The sequence below is a fragment of the Streptomyces europaeiscabiei genome (genome assembly GCF_036346855.1).
GTDB classification, from domain to species: domain Bacteria; phylum Actinomycetota; class Actinomycetes; order Streptomycetales; family Streptomycetaceae; genus Streptomyces; species Streptomyces europaeiscabiei.
Window position 1 is genome coordinate 2455894 of sequence record NZ_CP107841.1, and the last position, 19381, is coordinate 2475274.

Below are 19381 nucleotides of genomic sequence, written 5' to 3' on the forward strand. Positions count from 1 at the left end.
CCAGTGGGTCTCGGAAGTCAGTCGGACAGAACGTCCAGGAGCCGGTCGACGTGCCCTCGCGTGTTGTACAGGTGGAAGGCGGCCCGCAGATGGCCCGCGCGGTCGGAGATCTCGACCCCCGCGCGGCTCAATTCCGCCTGCCGGTGGCCGAGTCCGGGTACCGACACGATCGCCGATCCGGGCGCCGGAACCGGCTCGTGGCCGAGGCCGGCCAGGCCCGCGCGGAACCGGTCGGCCAGCGCCAGGTCGTGATCGCGCACGTTCGCCACGCCCAGCTCCTCGATCAGCGCCAGGGACCGGCGGGCGCCCGCGTACGAGAAGAGGCTGGGGCTCTCGTCGAACCGGCGGGCGGAGTCGGCGAGTTCCTCGATGGGGCCGTAGCAGCTGTCCCACGGCTCCTGCCCCGCGACCCAGCCGGCGAAGACGGGGGTGAGGCCGCCGAGGTCCTCCGGGACGACGAGGAAGGTCACTCCGCGGGGGCAGACGAGCCACTTGAAGGCGACGGAGACGACGTAGTCGTACACGTCCGCCTCGATCGGCAGCCAGCCGACGGACTGCGACGCGTCCACGTACGTACGCGCCCCGTGCGCCCGCGCGGCCTCGCGGATCGCGTCCAGGTCGGCGATCCGGCCGTCGGCGGACTGCGCGGCGCTGACCGCGACGAGCGCCGTGCCGGGCCGCACCGACTCGGCGACGCGCTCCAGCGGCACCTGGCGCACCTTGAGGTCGTCGCGCACATGGAAGGGGTTCACGAGGGACGTGAAGTCGGCCTCGGCGGTCAGCACCTCCGCGCCCTCGGGCAGCGAGGCCGCGATCAGCCCGCTGTAGACGGCGACCGAGGCCCCGGCCGCCACGCGGCGGTCCGGCACCCCGACGATCCGCCCGAACGCGGCCCGTGCGGCCTCCACATCGGCGAACATGTCCTGCGGCTGCCCGGCCGCCACGGACTCGATACCGGCCTTCATCGCGTCGACGGCACGGGCCGGCAGCAGCCCGGTACTCGCGGTGTTCAGATAGGTGTTCTTCGGGGCGAACTCGGTCCGGATGAGGCTCTCGAAGGTCTCCATGTCACCACTGTGGGGCCGGGCGCATCTCACGTCCATTGAGATGTTTTGCGCGCTATCCCCAAGTGATGCTTATGCATGGCAGCTGACCTGCGGTGCGGGTCTCGCGGCCTACTGCGGCACCGCACACCCGTCCGGCCCGCAAGCCTCCGCACCCTCGGCCGCCACGACCTGCAACGGCGCCGGCCGCTCCCCCCACGCCTGGGCGAGAGCCTTCTCGAACACCTCCGCGGACTGCGCTCCGGAGACCCCGTACTTCCGGTCCAGCACGAAGAACGGCACCCCGTTCGCGCCGAGCTCCGCCGCCTCCCGTTCGTCCGCGCGGACGGCGTCGGCGTACGCGCCAGGATCGGCCAGCACCTTGCGGACCGCGTCCTCCTCCAGCCCCGCCTCGACGGCCAGCTCGACCAGATAGGCGTCCGCGTCGGCGTACACGGACCGCTCCTCGGCGAAGTTCGCCCGGTAGAAGGCCTGCAGCAGCTCGCTCTGGCGCCCCTGCTCCTTGGCGAAGTGCAGCAGGCGGTGCATGTCGAAGGTACTGCCGTGATCACGGCCCTCGGCCCGGTAGGCGAGCCCCTCGGCGCCGGCCTGCTCACGGAGGTTGTGCTCGCCGGCCTGGGCCTGCGCCTCGCTCATCCCGTACTTCTTGCTCAGCATGGTGAGGACCGGCTGGATGTCGTCCTTGGCGCGGCCCGGGTCGAGCTCGAAGGAGCGGTGCACCACCTCGACGCCGTCGCGGTGCGGGAAGGCCGCGAGGGCCTTCTCGAAGCGGGCCTTGCCCACGTAGCACCAGGGGCAGGCGATGTCGCTCCAGATCTCGACGCGCATGGTGTCAGCTCTCTCCAGGTCGTACGGGTACGGAGACGGCCTCCGCTTCTACGGTTGGTGAACGTTCAAGCAGCCTGGCTCATTCCCGGCCACGCGCATGCCGGACCGCACATGTTCCCGGCCGCGCTCATGCCCCAGCCGCGCTCACACCCCGGTCACCGTGAAGGGGAGCAGGACGTGGTGGTCTTCCGGGCTGGGCGGGTGCTGCGGGTCGGGGGTCCAGCCCAGGCCGGTACCGAAGGCGCGGGCCCGGTGGTTGTCGAGGTGTACGGAGAGGCCTGCCGCGCGCTTGCCGTCCACCCGCCACGCCTCCACACAGGCCGCGCGCAGGGACCGGCCGGTGCCCGGCGCCACAGGTCGGGATCGACGTGGAACTGCGCGAGGTACACGGTGTCGGCGGGTGCGGCGTCGGCGCGGCGGAAGGAGGCGATGCCGGTGATGCGGCCGCGCTCCACCGCGCACAGCACCTGCCCGTCCGGCCGGTGCCCGGCGCCACAGGTCGGGATCGACGTGGAACTGCGCGAGGTACACGGTGTCGGCGGGTGCGGCGTCGGCGCGGCGGAAGGAGGCGATGCCGGTGATGCGGCCGCGCTCCACCGCGCACAGCACCTGCCCGTCCGGCCGTTCGACGGCGTGCCGCCAGGAGGCGAGCCAGTCCGTGCCGTCCTCGGGGGTGCCGTTCGGGTAGTACCTCGCTCGGGCGCGGGCGTGCAGGGCGGTGATGGCCGGGGCCTCGGCGGGGAGCGCGGCCCTGATCACGCGCGCTCCGGTCACTCGGTCCACACGGTCCTTGATCATGGCGGGGAGGACGTGAGCGGGGGCGGTGTGGTTCCGGGGATTCCTTTCGCCCCCGCCGCCCCTACCCGTCCCGTCTCCAGGGGCGCTGCCCCTTCGACCCCGAGGGGCGGCTTGAGGGGGCGGGCTGTTGGGGGTGGGAGTGGAGGCGGCCCGAGTGCGTGGGTTTGTGCGGGTTCGGTGGGGGTTCTCGCGCCGTTCCCCGCACCTCTGAGAGACGGGGCGCGACCCCCGGCTGCGTCAGCTGCCCTCAGCCGCCGTTTCTCAGGTCCTTCGGCCAGTCCGGGCGGAATTCGATCTCGTCGTAGGTGACCACACAGCCCTCGCCCATCGGGGACTGGGTCATGAAGCCGACCAGGGCGGCGCCGCTCTCCTGCTCGTCGGCGAGGGTGAAGAGACGGACGAAGGTCCACTGCTTGCCGTCACGGGAGGCATGGAAGGCGAAGGCCCGGCCGGTGCGGCTGACCCGCAGCCACACCGAGCTGCCCTCCACGGTGAAGGAGTTGGCGTCGTCCGAATGTCCCCGGGTGACCACCGTGCACACGGTCGGCACGTCCGGCGAGTACTCCAGGCAGAGCTTCGCCCAGGCCCGTTCCCCCACGTGCACGTACAGAACGCCCGCGTCGAACCCGGCGGCGAAACCGACGGTGACCCGGGCGATCAGCTGGAAGTCCCCCTCCGGCGAACCCAGCAGCCGGGGCGCGTCCGAAGCGGGATCCAGGCCCTCGCCGGTGGGCGGCACGAACCGGTCCTGCCGAGGACCGGCCCACCCGGTGAGCACCCCGTCCTCATGGGACCAGTGCCCATCGGGTCCGTATGTGCGCAGAGAGAACGGAAGTTCGGGAATTTCGACGTCCATTGGGGGATTCTCGCAGCTCCCGGACCCCAGCCGCGCCCCTTTGGGGGCACGGGGAACTGCGCGAACGTCCATGACGCACGCGCAGTCCGCACCGAGCCGAACCCCCTACGCCGCTACCGCTCCAGGTGGCCGTTGAACCGCCGCGGCAGCCCCAGCGGGTTCTCGTCCCGCAGCTCCGCCGGAAGCAGCGCCTCGGGCGCCCCCTGGTAGGCCACCGGCCGCAGCCAGCGCTCGATCGCCGTACCGCCCACCGACGTGGACGTGGACGTCGTCGCCGGGTAGGGCCCGCCGTGGTGCTGGGCCGCAGCCACGGCCACACCCGTCGGCCAGCCGTTCACCAGCACCCGCCCGGCCAGCGGCGTCAGCTCGGCCAGCAGCTCCGGCCCACGCCCCTCCCCGGAGGCCTCTGAACCGGACACGTGCACCGTGGCGGTGAGGTTGCCCGGCAGACGGGACAGGACCGACTTGGCCTCGTCCTCGTCCTCGTAGCGCGCCACGACCGTGAGCGGCCCGAAGCACTCCTCCAGGAGCAGGTCGTGCTCGCCCTCGGCCGCCAGCTTGCCGGCGGGGACGGTCAGGAAGCCGGGGCTGACGGTGTGCTCGCCGCCCGCGCCGGCGGTCACCGGCGACTCCACATCGGGCAGCTCGGCGCGCTCGGCGACACCGGCGAGGAAGTTGTCGCGCATCCGGTGGTCCAGCAGGACCCCGGAGCCGACGTCGCTGACCGCGTCGGTGAGCGACTTGAGCAGCCGGTCACCGGCGGCACCGGCGGGCGCCAGCACCAGGCCCGGCTTCACACAGAACTGGCCGACGCCGAGGGTCATGGAGCCGGCGAGGCCGGTGCCGATGGCCTCGGCACGCTCCTCGGCGGCGGCCGCAGTGATCAGGACGGGGTTCAGGGAGCCCAGCTCGCCGTGGAACGGGATCGGCACCGGCCGGGCGGCCGCCGCGTCGAAGAGGGCGCGGCCGCCGCGTACCGAACCGGTGAAGCCGGCGGCGGTGACGAGCGGGTGCTTGACCAGCTCGACGCCTGCCTCGAAGCCGTGGACGAGGCCGAGGACGCCCTCGGGGATGCCGTGCTCGGCGGCGGCCCGGCGCAGCACGATCGCGACCAGCTCGGACAGCGCCGGGTGGTCGGGGTGGGCCTTGACGACGACCGGGCAGCCGGCGGCCAGCGCGCTCGCCGTGTCGCCGCCGGGGACGGAGAAGGCGAAGGGGAAGTTCGAGGCCGAGTAGACGGCGACGACGCCCAGCGGGACCTTGTAGCGGCGCAGGTCGGGGATGGGCGGGGTGGCCGTGTCGTCGGGGTGGTTGATCACCACGTCGAGGAACGCGCCCTCGTCCACGATGTCGGCGAAGGCCCGCAGCTGGTAGCAGGTGCGGGCGAGTTCACCGGTGAGCCGGACCGGGCCGAGCGCGGTCTCCGCGTCGGCGGCCTCGACGAGCTGGTCCTTGGCCGCCTGGAGCTGCTCGGCGGCGGAGCGCAGGAAGGCCGCGCGGACCGTGCGGTCGGCCAGGGAGCCGCGGGCGGCGTGCGCCGCGCGGACGGCGGCGTCCACCTCCTGGGCTGTGGCTTCCACCGCAACCTGCTCGCGCTGCTTCCCGGTTCGGGGGTCGACACTCCAGACTGGTGCTGCTGCCACCGGGGGTTCCTCCACGTATTCCTGAGCGTATTTCTGGGTCCATTCACCAGGGTCGTTCGATATGCTGAACGCTGTCTCTGATGATGAATATGCTGTCTGAGACTATTTCCCGTCGAACGATAGGGGTCAAGGGCGATGTCGGCAGTCGAGACGGGCGGCGGAGCACAGGTCAAGTCGGCGGTGAGGACCGTTGAGCTGCTCGAATACTTCGCCGGGCGCCCCGGAATGCACTCCCTGGCAGCGGTCCAGGAAGCCGTCGGTTACCCCAAGTCGAGCCTGTACATGTTGCTCCGCACCCTCGTGGAGCTGGGCTGGGTCGAGACGGACGCGACGGGCACGCGGTACGGCATCGGCGTACGGGCGCTGCTCGTGGGCACGTCGTACATCGACGGCGACGAAGTGGTGGCGCTGGCCCGGCCTACGCTGGACCGGCTGTCGGACGACACGACGGAGACGATCCACCTGGCCCGTCTCGACGGCACGAACGTCGTCTATCTGGCCACGCGGCAGTCGCAGCACTATCTGCGCCCCTTCACCCGTGTCGGCCGCCGGCTGCCCGCCCACTCCACCTCGCTGGGCAAGGCACTGCTGGCCACCCACACCGACGAGCAGGTCCGCAAGATGCTCCCGGAGACCCTTCCGGCGCTGACGGAGCACACGATCACGGACCGGGAGCAGCTCATCGAGGAGCTGCGCCAGATCCGCGAGCAGGGGTTCTCCGTGGACCGCGAGGAGAACACGCTGGGGCTGCGCTGCTTCGGTGTGGCGATCCCGTACCGCACGCCGGCCCGTGACGCCATCAGCTGCTCGGTCCCGGTGGCCCGGCTGACCCCCGCCCATGAACAACTGGTCAAGGACGCCCTCTTCGACGCGCGCGACCGGCTGACGCTGGCGACGCGGCGGCTCTGAGCCCACGAGGAGCCGGCCCCGGGCCGGGCCGGAACGGGACCCCGAACCGGCTCGGGGGGCAACCCCGGTTTCATGAGGACCCCATGAGAAAACCGGGCGAAGGGAACGATTGATCGCATCCCGCTCGTCGTTCCGGGTGCGATGAACAAGACGATCAGGCGCTCCGCCGTCTTCACCCTGCTGCTCGTGCTCGCCCTGCTGGTGCGGGCGACCTGGGTGCAGTTCTACGAAGGCACGGCGCTCGCGGACGACCAGAACAACCGGCGCAACGTGATCAGGACGTACGCCGACCCGCTGGGGAACATCATCGTGGCGGGCGACTCGGTCACCGGCTCGGCCCGGACGAAGGACAGCGACCTCGCGTACAAGCGCACGTACACGGACGGCGAGCTGTACGCGGCGGTGACGGGCTACGCCTCGCAGGCCTACGCGCCCACGCAGCTGGAGGGCGTCTACCAGGACCTGCTGGACGGCACGGACCTCCGGCTGAAGACCGTGATGGACACGGTCACCGGCAAGCGGGCCGACCCGGGCAATGTGATCACCACGATCGAACCGGCCGTGCAGAAGGCCGCGTTCGATGCGCTCGGCGACAACAAGGGCGCGGCCGTGGCGATCGACCCGAAGACCGGCAGGATCCTCGCGGTGGTGTCGACCCCGTCGTACGACCCGTCCTCCCTCACCGACGCCAACACCGCCGCTGCGGCCTGGAAGAAGCTCAACGCGGACGAGGACAAGCCGCTGACCAACCGGGCGTTGCGCCAGCCGCTGCCGCCGGGGTCGACGTTCAAGCTGGTCGTGGCGGCGGCCGCGCTGGAGGACGGGTTGTACGCGTCGGTGGACACGAGGACGGACAGCCCGGATCCGTACACCCTGCCGGGCACGACGACGGAGCTGTCGAACGAGAACCCGAGCGCGCCCTGCGAGAACGCCACGATCCGTACGGCGCTGCAGTACTCGTGCAACAACGTCTTCGCGAGGATGGCCGTCGCCCTCGGCCAGGACAAGGTGAGGGCGATGGCCGAGAAGTTCGGCTTCGACGACAAGACGCAGGACGTGCCGGTGCGGGCGTACGAGAGCGTCTACCCGTCGGGCATGGACGAGTCCTCCACCGCGCTGACAGGCATCGGCCAGTACGACGTCACCGCGACGCCGCTCCAGATGGCGATGGTGTCTGCGGCGATCGCCAACGGCGGCAGGCTGGTCTCGCCGCACATGGTCTCGCAGATCACCAACGGTGGCGACGATGTCCTGGAGGACTACGACGCCGAGGCGGGCGCGTCGGAGATCATGAGCGCCGGCACCGCCGAACAGTTGCAGTCGGCGATGCGGACGGTCGTCGAGGACGGCACGGGCACGAACGCGCGGATCAGCGGGGTGACCGTGGGCGGCAAGACCGGTACGGCCCAGCACGGCGAGAACAACAGCAAGACGCCGTACGCCTGGTTCACGTCGTTCGGGAAGGCCGACGGCAAGGAGGTCGCTGTCGCGGTCGTCGTGGAGCAGTCGAACGCGGCGCGCTCGGAGGTCAGCGGCAACGGGTTGGCCGCGCCGGTTGCGAAGGCCGTGATGGAGGCGGCGTTGAAGGGGTGATCCGGCGCCGCGCAGAAGCCATCTGAAGAGAGGGGCCGCCCCACTCCCCCCGGGGGCGGCCCCTCGTTTTTCGTCTACCGGCGTTTTCGACTGCCGGCCGTATGCGGCTGATCGCGCGGTTCCCCGCGCCCCCTACGGGGCGCGGTGGTTACTTGACGCCGAACATCTGCTGGATCGGGTTGATCGCGAAGTACACCAGGAACAGGGCCGAGGTGGCCCACAGCAGCCAGTGGATCTCCTTCGCCTTGCCGAGGACCGTCTTGATCAGGACGAAGGCGAGGAAGCCGGCCCCGATGCCGTTGGTGATGGAGTAGGTGAACGGCATGACCGCGATGGTGAGGAACGCGGGGATGGCGATCTCGTACTTGTCCCAGTCGATGTTCTTGACCTGGGTCATCATCAGGAAGCCGACGGCCACGAGCGCGGGTGCGGCGGCCTGCATGGGGACGATGGTCAGCAGCGGGGTGAGGAAGAGAGCCACCGCGAAGAGGCCGCCGGTGATCAGGTTGGAGAAGCCGGTGCGCGCGCCCTCGCCGACGCCGGCCGCGGACTCGATGTAGGAGGTCGCGGAGGACGAGGAGGCGGCGCCGCCCGCGACGGCCGCCGCGCCGTCGATGAGGAGGACCCGCCCGAGGTTCGGGACCTTGCCCTCCTCGTCGAGCAGGCCCGCCTCGGCGGTGATGCCGACGACCGTGCCCATGGTGTCGAAGAAGTCCGACAGCAGCAGGGTGAAGATCAGCAGGACGACCGTGATGACGGTGGTCTCGCCGAACGAGCCGAACAGGCTGAAGTCGCCGATCAGTCCGAACTCGGGGGCGGCGACGATGTCGTCGGGGACCTTCGGGGTGGTCAGGCCCCAGCTCTTGACGTCGGCCACCGAGTTGATCACGATCGCAACGACGGTCATCGTGAGGATGCTGATCAGGATCGCACCCTTCACCTTGCGGGCGAGCAGGCCGATGGTCAGCAGGACACCGAGACAGAAGACCAGGATCGGCCAGCCGGACAGCGCGCCCGTGGCGCCGAGTTGCACCGGCACGGTGGTACCGGCGATGTCCGGGATACGGCTGACGAACCCGGCGTCGACGAAGCCGATGAAGGCGATGAACAGGCCGATGCCGACGCTGATCGCCTGCTTGAGCGGCTGCGGGATGGCGTGCATGACGGCCTCACGCAGGCCCGTGACCACCAGGACGCAGATGAGCAGGCCTTCGAGGACCACCAGGCCCATCGCGTCGGACCAGCTCATCAGCGGGGCTATCTGGAAGGCGACGACCGCGTTGAGGCCGAGGCCGGCGGCGAGCGCGAGCGGCAGGTTGCCGCCGACGCCCATGATGATGGTCATCACCGCGGCCACGAGGGCGGTGGCGGTGACGAGTTCGGCACCGTCCAGGGTGTGGCCGTACTTGTCCTTGGCGTTGCCGAGGATGATGGGATTCAGGACAAGGATGTACGCCATCGTGAAGAACGTGGCGAGGCCGCCTCGTATCTCACGGGCGAAGGTGGATCCCCGGGCGCTGATCTTGAAGAAGCGATCGACGCTGTTCGCCCCGGGTGGCTCGGCTGCGGGCCGGTCGGCCACCTTCTGTGCGTCGGACATGAACGGTGCTCCTAGTGACATGCGTGGACTACGCGCGGATGCTGGCTGGATTGTGTCCCCGTTGAACCTGATTCAGGTTTTCTCCGTGTTACGGAATCGGAATTCTCCCTGCAAGACGGCGGTCGAAGCCGCGTACGAGCACCTTTCACGATCACTGCTACTCTTCCGGATCTCGTCAGGGGTCGGCCCCGGACGATCACATGTCATCCACATGACACGCACAGGCAGCCGGCTCGGCTGCTGTGGCCGCCGCCAGGAGAGAGGTCCCCGTGGGCACTGTCGTCGACGACGCAGCCTCCGTGGAGTTCCACGCCTTCTTCGAACGTCACTATGCCGAACTCTCCCGTCTGGCCCACCTGTTGACCGGTGAGGCCGACGCCGCCGACGACCTGGCCGCGGACGCGTTGCTCGCGATGTGGCACCGCTGGGACCGGGTCCGCGCGGCGGATCATCCGGTGGCGTACGCCCGTGGCATCGTTGCCAATCTGGCCCGCACCCGGATCCGCAGCGCGGTCCGTGAGCGCCGCAGGATCACGCTGTTCTGGTCCCAGCGCGAGGAGAAGACCGAGAATCCCGACGTGCCCGGCGTGGTCGACGTCCAGTCGGCGCTGCGCAGACTGCCGTTCCGCAAGCGGGCCTGTGTGGTCCTGCGGCATGCTTTCGACCTCTCGGAGAAGGACACTGCGCTCGCTCTCGGGGTCTCGGTCGGTACCGTGAAGAGCCAGACGTCCAAGGGGATGGCCGAGTTGCAGAAGCTGCTCGGCACCGAGGGCACAACACGGCGTATGCATGCCGGCATCACGGGCGGGAGCGTGCCGGGCGCGAGAGTGACCGGTGCGGGTGCGCCGGGCAGTGGAGGAAGGGACCGATGAGGGACGTGCACGAGGAGCTGCGCGCCCGGCTGCGCGAGTCGGCCGAGGCGCACGAGCCCGACCGCGCCCGCATCCTGGCCCGGATCGAGCGCGGTATGGCCGCACCCGAGGAGCCCCGGAGCCGCAAGACGACCCGGCCGCCGCTGTGGGGCTGGGTGCGGGTGGTCACCGCCACCGCCGGAGTCGCGGGTGTGCTCGCGGTCGGCGGCTACGCGGTCGCCTCCGCGGTGAAGGGCGAGACACCGCCGGCCGACCAGACCGTGACGGTCTCCCCGACCCCGCTCGACTCCCCGGCCGCGACGAGCCGGGCCCCGATCCACCCCGACCGTCCGAGCCCGAGCACCGGCGGCAAGGTGGAGAGCAAGCCCAGTGTGACGCCGTCGAAGAGCCCGTCCAGCAAGGACACGACCGCGCCGGAGCTGCCCACCTCCGGGAACGAGGAGGACGGTCCGCTCTGGTCGGACGGCTCGGTCGACCCGCACAGCAACGACTTCTGGGCGCAGAGCAATCTCACCCTGAAGACGAGCGAGCAGCTCACCGAGCTGACCGTCCAGTTGCGGATCGCCCAGACCGGCGGGGTCACCTCGGCCGGCTCCTGGCGTTCGCTGCCGGAGCAGGACTTCGACCTCACGGTCGAGGCGGACGACGGCTTCCTGGTCTACACCTGGGTGCTCAAGGACGGCCGTACGGCCCCCAAGGGCGAGTTCGTCTTCGCCGGGCAGTACAACCACGAGCGCGGCGGCCGGGACGCGGGCGGCGACCGTTACGCCATCACCGCGAAGGCGGGTGGCGACGACCTCGCGGTGGCGGGCGGCTTCGAGGGCCAGGACGACAAGGACTCCTCGGACGAGGGCGACTCGTAGAAGAGATCTTTCGTGAAAAGGATCCGTGGACGCGGCAACCCTTTCTCCGCCGGTGGCGACCAGTAGGCGCAAGAGTCACCACCGGCAAGGATTCGGGTTCATGACCGCACCTGCAGCACAGCGCGTCCGGCACCGCCGTCGGGTCACCGGCCGGAGGGCCGTGATCGGCTCGGTCGCCGCCCTCGCCCCGACCGGCGGTGCCCTCGTGGCGACCTCACTGCTGTCCGGCGCCGGCGCCGCCCCGACCTGGCCGACGGCCAGGGGCAGCAGGGCCATGGCCATGGCCATGGCCCTGACCAGGACGATCGAGGCGTCGGGCACGTTCGACGGCAAGCTCAGGAAGTTCCTCGGCAGGGGCGCGCTCGGCGACGCCGGCCAGGACGAGGGCCCGGAGCCGACCCGGATCGGTACCGGCGTGGACGGAACCACCAGCAAGTTCTCGCCATCTGGCATCACGTACAAGTAAGCCAAGATCCGACAATCCCGGAGTACCACCCTTGAGCACCCACAAGAGACGCCTCACGCGCCGACGCGTGCTCGGAGCCGGCGCGCTCGGCGTCGCCGCCACCGGCGCCGCCGTCGCGGGCGGCACCGGCCTCCTCTCCACCGCGTCCGCCGCCGGGTTCGGCCACTCGGACGACGGAAAGAACGTCGTCGTCGACACCGGGGCGAACCTGGTCTTCAAGGTCTCCAGGACCACCGGCGACCTCACCTCGCTCCGCTACAGGGGCAAGGAGTACGAGGGCTACGGCGGCAGGCACTCGCACGTCGAGTCGGGTCTCGGCGCCTCGACCGTGACTGTGAAGCAGTCCGGGTCGACGATCCTGATCAAGGCCGTGCACGGCGCGATCACCCAGTGGTACGCGGCCCGCAGCGGCCAGAACAACGTCTACCTGTGGACGAACAAGGCGGACGCGTCCTTCACGGCGACCCGCTTCCTCGTCCGCCTCAAGCCGGGAATGTTCCCGAACGAGGGGCCGGACTCCTGGATCGAGGCCTCCGACAAGGTCATCGAGGCCGGTGACGTCTGGCGGCGCGCGGACGGCACGACCCACTCCAAGCACTACTCGGGCAAGCGGGTCGTCGACTACGACCACATCGGCTTCACCACCGGTTCGGTCGGCCTGTGGATCGTCCGCTCCAACCACGAGAAGGCCTCGGGCGGCCCCTTCTACCGCTCACTGCTCCGTCACTCCAACGACCTCGGCGCCGGTCTCTACGAGATCCTGCACTACAACCAGGCCCAGACCGAGGCGGAACGTTTCGGCCTGCAGGGTCCGTACGTCCTGGCGTTCACGGACGGCGGGGCGCCCTCGGCCTCGCTGGCCCACGACAAGCTGGACACGTCCTGGGTGGACGGCCTCGGCATCACCGGTTGGGTCGGCAGGGCCGGGCGCGGCAAGGTGGCCGGTGTGGGTCTCAAGGGCATGGACGCGAGGTACGCCTACACGGTCGGTTTCGCGAACAAGGGCGCCCAGTACTGGGCGAAGGCCGCCGCCGGAACCGGCGCCTTCTCCTGCAGGGGGATGCTGCCGGGGACGTACACACTGACCGTCCACAAGGGCGAGCTGGCCGTGCACACCCGGGAGGTGAAGGTGACGGCGGGCGGCTCGACCGCGCTGAACAGCATCACCATCACCGGTGATCCGTCGACCGCGAAGACGCTCTGGCGGCTCGGCGACTGGGACGGCACGCCCGGCGGGTTCAAGAACGCCGACCTGATGACGCACGCGCATCCGTCCGACGGCCGCGCGGCGAAGTGGACGGGCAACGTCACGCTGGGCGCCGGTGACCCGGCGGCGTCCTTTCCCGCGTACATCTGGCAGGACGTCAACGACGGCATCCGGGTCTTCTTCAGACTCACCGCCGCCCAGGCCGCCGCCGCGCACACCCTGCGGATCGGTGTCACGGACGCGTTCGCGGGCGGGCGGCCGCGGGTATCCATCAATGACTGGGTCTCGCCGATTCCGGCGGCCCCGAAGCAGCCCTCCACCCGGTCGCTCACCACGGGTTCGTACCGGGGAAACAACCACACGTTCACCTACAGCGTCCCTGCCAGTGCATGGAAGTCGAACACCAGTCAGTACAACGTACTGAAACTCAATATCGTCAGTGGTTCGAGCGGCACGGCGTTCCTCAGTCCGGGCACCTCGTTCGACTGCGTGGACCTGCTGGCCTGAGCCCCCCTCGGCCGGCAGCAGGTGCCGACCAGAGCCCCCCTCGGGGTCGGCACGGAAAACGCCCCCCGCCGGTGACGACCGGCGGGGGGCGCCTTTTCGCGCCGTGCCCGGCAGCTCAGCCGTGCCCGGCAGCTCAGTCCATGGTCGAGCCGATGGCCGTGGAGCCCGTGGTCAGGAACGTGGTGGCCGGCAGCGAACCGTCCGCCTGCCGCGGCGCGTACGCGGTTGCCGCGTCCGTGGACCTGAAGGGCGGCGTGGCCACGCCGCTGTCCCAGTTGTTCGCGGCCGACACCGTGGACGAGCCCAGTTTCGCCTTCCCCGTCCCGTTGCCCACCGCCAGGTTCCGCGCCGACCGGGCCTTGCCCGTGGCGAGATGGAACCCGTTCTCCTTGTTGGCGTAGGCCGTGTTGCGGTTGAGCAGGATCGCGCCGGTGTTGGAGTTCTCCGTGAACCCGTGCAACGTGTTGTCCCAGGCCGCGTTGCCGTTGACGGAGTGCGCGACGGACACCCCTCCCCCACCCAGCTTGAACCCGTTGCCGTTGCCCTCGAACGCGGAGTCGTTCCAGCGGTTCCTGCCGTTGCCGAAGGCCCAGGAGTGCTCGATGGTGACGGGCGAGGAGAACTGCCAGAGGTCGAGCCCGTCGTCCGCGTTGTTGTAGAGGCGCGCGCCGGTGATCCTGTTGCCCGTGCCCGAGCCGAACTTCACGGCGATGCCGTCGGCGTTCTGGCCGTGGTCGGCGGCGTCGTAGTTGCCGTGGCTGTCGAGGTTGCGCACGAGGTTGTTCGTCGTGCCGTCGCCGCGCAGCGTGAACCCGGAGTCGCCGTTGTTCGCGGTGACGAGGTTCTTGAAGATCCCGCCGACCGACGACGTGGCGACGAAGCCCTGGGCCGGGGAGTTCTGGAAGGTGAGGCCCAAGACGGTCCAGTAGTCGCCGTAGATGCCGGCGAGCCAGGAGCCGGCCGCCAGCCCCGACCCGTCGATCCTGACCTTCTCGCTGCCGTACGCGGTGAGCGTGATCCGGGCCGAGGCGGTGCCGTTCGCCGTCGACTTCAGGGTCTTCGTCGGCCGGTAGATGCCACCGCGCACCTGGATCGTCGTACCGGCGACGGCGTTCGCGACGGCCGACTCCAGCGACGCGGTGCTGGAGACGGTGACCGTGGTGGCCGCGGCCCGGGCGCCGTCCTGCGAGAGGCCGAGATGGACGCCGCCCGCCCCCGCGGCGACGGACACGGCGGCGGCGATCGACAGGGTGCGGGTCCTTCGATGGCGTCCGATGGTCTGACGCACGGGTGTTCCTTTCGCAGGGGACGCGCCTCAGGGAGACGAGGAACGAAGCGGGCCGGAGGGGCCGCCCCGGCCCGCTTCTGATCACTGGTCGCCGCCCGGCGGGAAAGGGTTGCCGCGCCCCCGCGAAATCGCCCGAAAGTTTCGCTCGGAGTCTTCACACGCCCACCGATTGACGAGCCGAACCCCACTGGCAACACTCCGAGAACAGCTCATCCAACAGAATCCACCAACCCCCCACAGGATGTGTCATGAGCCGCACCGCCCGCACGATCCTGCTCCCCCTCCTGGCTCTCCTCCTCGGCCTCCTGGCCGCACCGCCGAGCCCGGCGCAGTCCACCGAGCAGAAGGTGAAGAAACCCACGAAGTACGCGGGATACCTCTTCGCCTACTTCACCGGCGAGGGCACCGCCGACGGCGAGCAGATCCGATACGCGCTCAGCGAGGGCAACGACGCCCTGCGCTGGCGGGAGCTGAACGCGGGCGCGCCCGTCCTCACCTCCACCATCGGCGAGAAGGGCCTGCGCGACCCGTTCGTGATCCGCTCCCCCAGGGGCGACCGGTTCTACATGATCGCGACCGATCTGCGCATGTACCGCAACAGCAGCGGCAGCTGGGACGACGTCCAGCGCCACGGCAGCAGGTCCGTCATGATCTGGGAGTCCAGGGACCTGGTCCACTGGACCGACCAGCGCCTGGTGAAGGTGGCCCCCGACAACGCGGGCAACACCTGGGCACCGGAGGCGTACTGGGACAGCGGGCTCGGCAGGTTCGTCGTCTTCTGGGCGTCGAAGCTCTACGCCGACGACGACCCGGAGCACACCGGCTCGACGTACAACAAGATGATGTACGCGACGACGAAGGACTTCCGTACGTTCAGCGCTCCGAAGGTGTGGAACGACCCCGGCTACTCGGTCATCGACTCGACCGTCGTCGAGCACCGGGGCACGTACTACCGCTACACCAAGGACGAGCGCGACCCGAACTCCTCCAGTCCGTGCGCCAAGTTCATCACCGGCGAGAAGTCGCGCTCCCTGACCTCGACGACGTACGGCTTCGTCGCCGACTGCATCGGCAGCGGCGCGATGAGCCGGGGCGAGGGCCCGACCGTGTTCAAGTCGAACACCGAGGAGAAGTGGTACCTCTTCATCGACGAGTACGGCGGCCGGGGCTACATCCCGTTCGAGACGACCGACCTCGCCTCGGGCCGGTGGACGCCGTCCGAGAACTACGAACTGCCCGCGAGCCCGAGGCACGGCACGGTCATGCCGGTGACGAAGAAGGAGTACGACCGCCTGCTGGCCGCGTACTCCTAGTGCCGCGGCGGGCAGCGTTCGCCCGTGAAGGAGCGGCGTCCGGTGCGTGCTCTCGGCGTGCCGGCCGAAGGCCCTTGTACTGGATGTACTCGGGTCTTCGGCCGGTGCGGCGAGAGGGCGTGCCGGGCGTCGCGACGGGGCGGACGTCGCCTGCCGCGGCACTGGTCGCCGTTCAGTTCATCGTCGCGCCGATCGTCGTGCTGCCCGTGGTCAGGAAGGTGGTCGCGGGCAGCGTGCCGCTCGACGAACGGGCGTTGAACGTCGTCGAGGCGTTGGTGGAGCGGAACGCCGGGGTCGAGACGCCCGAGTCCCAGTTGTTGCCGGACGACACGACCGACGAGCCCTTGTTGACCGAGCCGCCGCTGTTGCTCACCGCCAGGTTCCTGCCGAGGCGGGCCGTGCCGGTGGCGAAGTAGTAGCCCCACTTGGCGTTGGCGTAGGCGGTGGTGCGGTTGATGACGATGGCGCCCTTGTTGCTGTTCTCGGTGAAGCCGTTGCCCGCGTTGTCCCAGGCTGCCGAGTTGTTGATGACATGGGCGACGGTCTCGCCGTCGCCACCCAGCTTGTAGCCGTTGCCGTCGCCCGCGAACGCGGAGTCCGACCAGCGGTTCCTGCCGTTGCCCATCGCCCAGGTGTGCTCGACGGTGACCGGCGACGAGAAGGACCAGAAGTCCAGACCGTCGTCCGAGTTGTTGTAGAGGCGGGCTCCGGTGATGAGGTTGCCGGAGCCGGAGCCGAACTTCACGGCGATGCCGTCGGCGTTCTCCCCGTGGTTGGCCGGGTCGTAGTGGCCGTAGGAGTCGATGTTCCGGACGGTGTTGTTGGTGGTGCTGTCGCCGGTGAGCGTGAAGCCGGAGTCGCCGCCGTTGATGGTCTTGATGTTGTCCCAGACCGTGGAGGCGCAGGACTGGCAGACGACCGCGCTGTCCGGGGAGTTCTGGAACGTGATCCCGGAGACGGTCCAGTAGTCGGCGGTCAGCTTGAAGATCCAGTCGCCGTCGGGGAGGTTCGACCCGTCGATCTTCACGGTCTCCGAGCCGTACGGCTGGAGGTGTATCCGGCTGGAGGAGGTGCCGTTCGCCGTCGACTGGATGGTCGCCGTCGGGTAGTACGTGCCGCCGCGCACCTGGATGACCGTGCCCGCGGTGGCGTTCTTGATGGCGTTGGACAGGTCGGTGGAGTTGCTGACGACGACGGTCGCGGCGTGCGCCTGGGTGGGGAGCACTGCCAGACCGGCGCCGAGGGCCAGGGCCGTGCCCAGGGCGAGAGTGGTACGACGAGACATGGAGAGCGGTTCCTTTCTCGTGCGGGTGGGGTGGTTCACAGGACGGTGTCGAGCCAGTCGAAGGCCTCGTCCTGCAGAGGTGCGGTGAACACATGGCCGAGGTCCGGCCAGGTCATCAGCCGCAACCGCTCCTCGGCGCGGCGGGAACGCCAGACGGCGCGCAGCTTGTCGTGGGCCACGCGAACGCCGTCGGCGGGGAACAGCGGATCGAGTCCGCCGTTCAGGAACAGCATCGGCTTGGGGGCGCCGATGCTCGCCACGTCGGGGAAGTCGAGGTGCCGGGCGAGCCCGGGGTGGAGCATGTAGTAGGAGGACTGGCCGCGCAGGATGTTGTTGCCGGGGACCATGACCTCCTTGAGCCCGGTCATCCAGCACACGCTCGCGGCGGCCGCGATGTGGTCGCTGAGCGCGGCCGTCTGCCAGGCCCGGAACGCGCCCATCGAGAAGCCGAGGGCCGCCACCCGGCGCCGGTCCACGCGGTCGAGGCCGGCCAGGAAGGCCGCCGCGCGCACGTCCTCCCTGGCCATGAGCCCGGCGAGCGACGAGCCCAGGTTGTAGAGGTTGCCGGCGAGGGCCTGCTGTTCCTCGTAGGTGACCGGGCCCCGGTCGCCCCAGCCGAGTGCGTCCACGGCGAGGACCACGTATCCGCGCCGGGCCAGTTCGTCGCCGACGAACCGCCCGCTGAAGTACCGGTCCGCCCAGGCCTGGGCGGAGGGCAGACGGGTGTCGTCGTACCAGGGCCGGACCAGCTTCTCCTTCCCTATGTCGAACCTGGCGCCGTGGTCGTGCAGGAGGAGGACGGCCGGGAACGGTCCGGTGCCGTGCGGGGTGAGCAGGGCGCCCCGCACCCGGCCGTACCGGGTGAGGGAGAAGGTGACCAGCTCGCGTGTGAAACCGTCACCTTCGGTGCGCTGTCGACCGAACTCGGGGGCGTACGGGGTGTCGTCCCGGGCGACGAACAGGTGCTCCTCGACCTTCGCCCGTGCCGCCCGCCGCCAGGTGCGGAAGTCCCGGATGGGCGAGGTGCCCCAGGCGAGCGGGAAGCGGAGCTCGTCCTTGAGGAGAGGGTGGAAGTCGGGGAGGGCACCGTGCAGGGCGGCCGACGCGGAGGCGGCACTCGCGGCGACTCGCGGGGGCTCCGCCCCGGCCGCCGCTGCCGTTCCCGCCCCCGCCCCCGCGAAGAAGGCCCCCACCCCCGCGCCCACGACGAAGGCACGGCGCCCCACGGGGTCACGGCTGTCCCGGCTGTCCCTCGGATCACCGGTGCCCATAGGGCCTCCAGTCCCCCAGATACGTCCGCCGCGTGTGCGCCCCGGCTTCGGCCGCTGTCAGCTGCGGCCGGTTCTCCGGCACCGGGATCACCGCGCCCGGACCGGAGTTGCCGTACTCGCGAAAGCGCATGGTCTGCCAGGGGTAGGCCTCGCGCATGTTGGTGTACGGGGCGACCGGGTCGATCCCGGGGCCGATCCAGGTGTCCCGCACGACCAGTGAGGGCCAGGCGGTCGTCTCGTACGAGGGCACCCAGGGTCGGGCGATCTTGTACGCGGCGTCCTCGGCACCGGAGGTGATCCGGCCGTGCAGGGCGAGGAAGCCGTAGGGGTTGGCGCGGGCGGTGGCGGGGGCGAAGACCATGCCCTTGGGGGTGAAGGACACGTCCCGCTGGAGGGTGCGGAAGTGGCAGGAGTCGAAGACGGCCCTGGCCCGCCCGAACACGAAGTCGACGTCACCCTCGATGTGGCAGTGCCGGTAGTACTGCCGGTCGAAGGCGTCCAGCGCGGTGGTGTCCGCGAAGAGGGTGTCCTGGTGGGCGAGGAACCGGACGTTGTCGAAGTGCGAGCGGTCCCCGGTGACGTACGCGGCGACCGCCTGGGTCCCCGTGTAGTCCGGATGGTCCGCGCGCAGCCAGTCGTTGGCGAGGGTCAGGTCGCGTACGGTCAGGCCGGGCGCCGCCGAGGTGAAGGTGGCGGAGCCCGCGGTGCCGTACGTGCCGCCCTCGGGCCTCGGGGTGCCGTTGGCGCGGTCGAAGACGATGACGGCGGCACGCGGGTCGCGGGAGGCGCCCCGTAGCGTCAGCTCCCCCTTGTTCGCGGGGATGTCGACGACCTCGCGGTACGTCCCCGGGTGCACGACGATCGTCCACCCGGAGCCGTCCGCCGCGTCCACGGCCGCCTGGACGGAGCCGCCGCGCCGGACGTGCAGGACGCGGCGGCGGGTGTCGGCGAGGGCGGGGGTGGTGCCGGCGGCCACCAGGCCGCCGGCGAGCCCGGTGAGCAGTGTGCGCCGGCGCAC

At 70.3% G+C, this 19381-nt stretch carries 16 protein-coding genes and 1 pseudogene; 7 read left to right on the plus strand and 10 right to left on the minus strand.

All coding sequences use genetic code 11. The features are described 5' to 3' along the window. Window positions 1-17 precede the first annotated feature (17 nt). From OG858_RS10610 to OG858_RS10630, 5 genes are all read right to left on the minus strand, one after another. Entirely contained in the window at window positions 18-1067 is a 1050-nt protein-coding gene (locus tag OG858_RS10610; RefSeq protein ID WP_328544963.1) for an aminotransferase class V-fold PLP-dependent enzyme, read from the minus strand. Between the two features lie 108 nt (window positions 1068-1175). Next, window positions 1176-1892: a DsbA family oxidoreductase gene (locus tag OG858_RS10615; protein WP_086754210.1), complete on the minus strand. Its 717-nt coding sequence runs from the start codon at window positions 1890-1892 to the stop codon at window positions 1176-1178. Window positions 1893-2036: 144 nt separating this feature from the next. Continuing rightward, complete coding sequence (locus OG858_RS48110; RefSeq protein ID WP_408059384.1) at window positions 2037-2666, minus strand: GNAT family N-acetyltransferase; 630 nt, start codon at window positions 2664-2666, stop codon at window positions 2037-2039. Window positions 2667-2937: 271 nt separating this feature from the next. Then, a complete protein-coding gene (locus tag OG858_RS10625) occupies window positions 2938-3546 on the minus strand; it encodes a DUF1349 domain-containing protein (protein WP_327723807.1) in 609 nt (202 codons plus the stop codon). A 113-nt stretch (window positions 3547-3659) separates the two neighbouring features. Continuing rightward, entirely contained in the window at window positions 3660-5189 is a 1530-nt protein-coding gene (locus tag OG858_RS10630; RefSeq protein WP_086749356.1) for an aldehyde dehydrogenase (NADP(+)), read from the minus strand. Between the two features lie 135 nt (window positions 5190-5324). Between OG858_RS10630 and OG858_RS10635 the strand changes: the two genes are divergently transcribed. Then, entirely contained in the window at window positions 5325-6098 is a 774-nt protein-coding gene (locus OG858_RS10635) for an IclR family transcriptional regulator (protein ID WP_037691381.1), read from the plus strand. A gap of 141 nt (window positions 6099-6239) precedes the next feature. Next, a complete protein-coding gene (locus OG858_RS10640; RefSeq protein ID WP_086749355.1) occupies window positions 6240-7691 on the plus strand; it encodes a peptidoglycan D,D-transpeptidase FtsI family protein in 1452 nt (483 codons plus the stop codon). A gap of 148 nt (window positions 7692-7839) precedes the next feature. On the opposite strand, the gene OG858_RS10645 is transcribed toward OG858_RS10640, so the two are convergent. Beyond that, window positions 7840-9291 carry an NCS2 family permease gene (locus OG858_RS10645; protein WP_319319492.1) on the minus strand — a complete coding sequence of 484 codons (1452 nt, stop codon included), beginning with the start codon at window positions 9289-9291 and terminating at the stop codon, window positions 7840-7842. Window positions 9292-9560: 269 nt separating this feature from the next. Between OG858_RS10645 and OG858_RS10650 the strand changes: the two genes are divergently transcribed. The 4 genes from OG858_RS10650 to OG858_RS10665 all read left to right on the plus strand — a co-directional run bounded on the left by OG858_RS10650 (window position 9561) and on the right by OG858_RS10665 (window position 13206). Then, window positions 9561-10163: a SigE family RNA polymerase sigma factor gene (locus OG858_RS10650; protein ID WP_086749353.1), complete on the plus strand. Its 603-nt coding sequence runs from the start codon at window positions 9561-9563 to the stop codon at window positions 10161-10163. Then, a complete protein-coding gene (locus tag OG858_RS10655) occupies window positions 10160-11026 on the plus strand; it encodes a hypothetical protein (RefSeq protein ID WP_327723808.1) in 867 nt (288 codons plus the stop codon). The genes OG858_RS10650 and OG858_RS10655 overlap by 4 nt, the downstream gene beginning before the upstream one ends. A gap of 100 nt (window positions 11027-11126) precedes the next feature. Then, window positions 11127-11492: a hypothetical protein gene (locus tag OG858_RS10660; RefSeq protein ID WP_327723809.1), complete on the plus strand. Its 366-nt coding sequence runs from the start codon at window positions 11127-11129 to the stop codon at window positions 11490-11492. Between the two features lie 31 nt (window positions 11493-11523). Beyond that, the gene (locus OG858_RS10665) at window positions 11524-13206 is read left to right on the plus strand and encodes a rhamnogalacturonan lyase B N-terminal domain-containing protein (RefSeq protein ID WP_327723810.1); all 1683 of its coding nucleotides are present in this window, start codon (window positions 11524-11526) and stop codon (window positions 13204-13206) included. A 133-nt stretch (window positions 13207-13339) separates the two neighbouring features. Here the strand turns inward: OG858_RS10665 and OG858_RS10670 are convergent, their stop codons facing one another. Continuing rightward, window positions 13340-14494: a right-handed parallel beta-helix repeat-containing protein gene (locus tag OG858_RS10670; RefSeq protein WP_086749350.1), complete on the minus strand. Its 1155-nt coding sequence runs from the start codon at window positions 14492-14494 to the stop codon at window positions 13340-13342. A 248-nt stretch (window positions 14495-14742) separates the two neighbouring features. Here OG858_RS10670 and OG858_RS10675 point away from each other — a divergent pair. After that, window positions 14743-15801 (plus strand): annotated as a pseudogene (locus OG858_RS10675) (glycoside hydrolase family 43 protein); the annotation flags it as partial. A gap of 178 nt (window positions 15802-15979) precedes the next feature. Here OG858_RS10675 and OG858_RS10680 read toward each other — a convergent pair. From OG858_RS10680 to OG858_RS10690, 3 genes are read right to left on the minus strand one after another with little or no spacing between them, the layout of a single operon-like run. Then, window positions 15980-17092, minus strand: a complete 1113-nt coding sequence (locus OG858_RS10680) for a right-handed parallel beta-helix repeat-containing protein (RefSeq protein ID WP_319265071.1) — start codon at window positions 17090-17092, stop codon at window positions 15980-15982. Window positions 17093-17127: 35 nt separating this feature from the next. Continuing rightward, window positions 17128-18363, minus strand: coding sequence for a dienelactone hydrolase family protein (locus OG858_RS10685; protein WP_319265074.1), 1236 nt, complete (start codon window positions 18361-18363; stop codon window positions 17128-17130). Next, a complete protein-coding gene (locus tag OG858_RS10690; protein ID WP_319068047.1) occupies window positions 18350-19381 on the minus strand; it encodes a pectinesterase family protein in 1032 nt (343 codons plus the stop codon). Before OG858_RS10690 ends, OG858_RS10685 begins: the two co-directional genes overlap by 14 nt.